The sequence below is a fragment of the Chryseobacterium pennae genome (assembly GCF_003385515.1).
Lineage (GTDB): Bacteria > Bacteroidota > Bacteroidia > Flavobacteriales > Weeksellaceae > Chryseobacterium > Chryseobacterium pennae.
The window spans coordinates 1-3,348 of the sequence record NZ_QNVT01000061.1 but is presented as its reverse complement, the minus strand read 5'-3'; the positions used below and the strand labels follow the sequence as shown (position 1 = coordinate 3,348).

The 3,348-nt window shown below is 36.7% G+C and carries 3 protein-coding genes; all 3 read left to right on the top strand.

Annotated features, from left to right (window positions below):
- The first annotated feature begins 223 nt into the window (after positions 1 to 223).
- The 3 genes from DRF65_RS28095 to gap all read left to right on the top strand — a co-directional run bounded on the left by DRF65_RS28095 (position 224) and on the right by gap (position 3,213).
- Positions 224 to 1,102, top strand: a complete 879-nt coding sequence (locus tag DRF65_RS28095) for a DUF4846 domain-containing protein (protein WP_228439002.1) — start codon at positions 224 to 226, stop codon at positions 1,100 to 1,102.
- An 83-nt stretch (positions 1,103 to 1,185) separates the two neighbouring features.
- On the top strand, positions 1,186 to 2,172 hold the full coding sequence (gene pfkA / locus DRF65_RS28090) for a 6-phosphofructokinase (RefSeq protein ID WP_115974004.1): 987 nt from the start codon (positions 1,186 to 1,188) through the stop codon (positions 2,170 to 2,172).
- 33 nt (positions 2,173 to 2,205) lie between these two features.
- A complete protein-coding gene (gap, locus tag DRF65_RS28085) occupies positions 2,206 to 3,213 on the top strand; it encodes a type I glyceraldehyde-3-phosphate dehydrogenase (RefSeq protein ID WP_115974003.1) in 1,008 nt (335 codons plus the stop codon).
- Positions 3,214 to 3,348: the final 135 nt, after the last annotated feature.

Genomic DNA, 3,348 nt, shown 5'->3' with positions numbered 1-3,348 from the left:
GCATTCGTTTAGTTCACTTTATTTTCTCTGGTTCTTCAGTATTTAATTATTATCTAATTTATTACTAAATCCTTTTACAAATCTAAAGGCATTCGTGGCTAAAAAAACACTTGTAAATCCTTTTGTTTCTTAGCGCTTTCCAACAAAACCAAAGGTGGGCCAACTCACAGTTTCAAAATATCACAAAAATTCTCATATTTGTAACTGAATCAAAAAAAACACCGTGAAAAAAATTACATTAAGTTTCATCATTATTCTATTGGTCATAAGTTGCGGTAAAGAAAAGCCAGGTGACAGACTTTTGGAAGAACCCGATAAGAATGAACACCTCATCGCAGAAAATACCTCAAAAATCCATCAAGATAAAAATACCATCAAGCAAAGATTTTCTCCCCCAAAAGATTATCAGTGGCAGGAAGAAAAGCCTGATTCTTTTGGATATTTCATTGAAAATTTTAAACTGAAACCTTATGGAAGTCAGATTTTAAGATATGATGGTTCTCCTATTTCCACACAGCATCTTCATGAAGCTGTTTTTGATATTGATACCGGAAATAAAGATCTTCAACAATGTGCAGATGCAGTGATCCGTCTGAGAGCTGAATATTTATACAAAATAAAAAAGACAGATGATATTCAATTTCATTTTACCAGTGGTCATCTTCTCACTTGGAATGATTATAAAAACGGAACAAGAGCTTTTGTTAATGGTAATGCTGTAAGCTTCAGAAAAACGGCAGGATTTGATGACTCTTATCAGGGTTTCAGAGATTATCTGGACCTCATCTTCAATTATGCGGGAACTATTTCACTCAATAAGGAAACCCAACCGGTGTTAAAAAGCTCTGATTTAAAAACAGGAGATATTCTGATCACTCCCGGAAGTCCGGGACATGTGGTTTTTATTGCCGGAGTTTGCCAGAATAAGGAGGGTGAAAAATTATTTCTATTGAGTGAGGGATTCACACCCGCTCAATCTATACACCTGTTATCCAATCCTTTTCAGAAAAACATTTCGCCATGGTATGATCTTGATGTGAATGCTTCAGAGACTAAAACAGCGCGGTATATTTTTAAACCGACAAACTTCAGAAGCTTTTAATTCTATATATTCAAAACTATTGAAAAGTTACTACGATTATCTGAACTTGTTTTTGTAAATTTGTGTTCGAAATTTTTTACTAGATGAAAGAGAGTGCTGTAAAAAAGATTGCAGTTCTTACTTCAGGAGGAGACTCTCCAGGTATGAATGCAGCATTAAGAGCGGTAGTAAGAACCGCTAATTACTATAATATTGAATGCTACGGAGTAAGGGAAGGCTACAATGGCCTTATCAGCAATGATTTCCTGAAAATGGGAGCCCGTTCCGTAAAAAATATAATCAACCAAGGTGGAACGATTCTAAAGTCTGCCAGATCTACTGAATTCAGAACCAAAGAAGGCCGTCAGAAGGCTTATGATAACTGCGTAAAGCTGGGTATCGAAGGATTGGTATGTATTGGTGGAGACGGAACTTTTACTGGTGCCAAGATCTTCAATGAGGAATTTGGAATCAGAGTAATCGGTATTCCGGGAACCATCGATAATGATATTTTCGGAACAGATAATACAATCGGATATGACACTGCGCTGAATACTGCTATGGAAGCGATTGACAAAATCCGTGATACGGCAACATCTCACAACAGAGTTTTCTTTGTAGAGGTAATGGGTCGTGATGCCGGCTTTATTGCTTTAAACAGTGGATTGGCAACAGGTGCTCTGGATATTCTTATTCCTGAGAAAAAAGACAGCACGGATGATCTTTTTGAGAAATTCAGAAAAGCTGAAAAAACAGGAAAGTCATCCAGCATCGTAGTGGTAGCTGAAGGTGAAAAACTGGCCAATGTTTATGAACTGGCAGAAAAAACAAAACAAATATTCCCTGATTATGACATTCGTGTAGCAGTGTTGGGACATATGCAAAGAGGAGGATCTCCTAGCTGTGCAGACAGAGTGCTTGCCAGCAGATTGGGATATGGTGCCGTAGTAGGATTAATGGAGGGGCAAAGCAATGTAATGGCGGGAATGCGTTCCAATGATGTGGTGTATACACCTATTGAAGAAGCCATTAAAAAACATAACGAAATCAATAAAGATTTAATGTTGATTTCAGAAATTTTAGCAATCTAATTATTTTTATAAATCTAATAAAAACAAACTATTATGTCAACAATTAAAGTAGGTATCAACGGTTTTGGTAGAATTGGACGTCTTGTTTTCAGAGCAATGACTGAAAGAGACAACATTGAAGTTGTAGGAATCAATGACCTAATCAATGCAGAATACATGGCTTACATGTTAAAATATGACTCTGTACACGGTATTTTCCCAGGTGAAGTTTCTGTAGAAGGAAATGATCTTGTGGTAAACGGAAAAAAAATCAGAGTAACTGCTGAGAAAGATCCAAGTAACCTAAAGTGGGACGAAATTGGTGCAGATTACGTAGTTGAATCTACTGGTTTATTCCTTGATAAAGACAGTGCTGCAAAACACATTACTGCTGGTGCTAAGAAAGTAATCCTTTCTGCTCCTTCTAAAGATGATACTCCAATGTTCGTAATGGGAGTAAACCACAAGGAACTTACTGATGATATCAAAATTTTATCAAACGCTTCTTGTACTACAAACTGTTTAGCTCCTTTAGCTAAAGTAATCCACGATAACTTTGGAATTGTAGAAGGTTTAATGACTACTGTACACGCTACAACAGCTACTCAAAAAACTGTTGACGGTCCTTCAATGAAAGACTGGAGAGGTGGTAGAGCTGCTCTGAACAATATTATCCCTTCTTCTACAGGTGCTGCTAAAGCGGTAGGAAAAGTAATCCCTTCATTAAACGGAAAATTAACAGGTATGTCTTTCAGAGTACCAACTGTTGACGTTTCTGTAGTAGATTTAACAGTGAGAATTGAAAAAGCTGCTTCTTATGAAGAAATCTGTGCAGTAATTAAAGCTGCTTCTGAAGGTGAATTAAAAGGTATCCTAGGATATACTGAAGAGGCTGTAGTATCTCAGGACTTCGTAGGAGATAAGAGAACTTCTATCTTCGACAAAGATGCTGGTATTATGCTTTCTCCTAACTTCGTGAAACTTGTTTCTTGGTATGACAACGAAATGGGTTACTCTAACAAGTTAGTTGATATGCTTGTACACGCTGCTTCTTTATCATAAGTAATGAGCGATAAGTAATATAAAGCCTTCCCGATGTGGACTGCCCCCAAAAAGTTAGACACTTTTTAGGGGCATTTTTTTATGTATAGAAAAGAAAAATTTAGCGTTGCTTTCAAATTAGAATGTATTAACCTT

Excerpts from the sequence above, each read along its gene's own strand:
- pfkA (WP_115974004.1), top strand. The coding sequence starts at position 1,186 with ATGAAAGAGAGTGCTGTAAAAAAGATTGCAGTTCTTACTTCAGGAGGA.
- gap (WP_115974003.1), top strand. The coding sequence starts at position 2,206 with ATGTCAACAATTAAAGTAGGTATCAACGGTTTTGGTAGAATTGGACGT.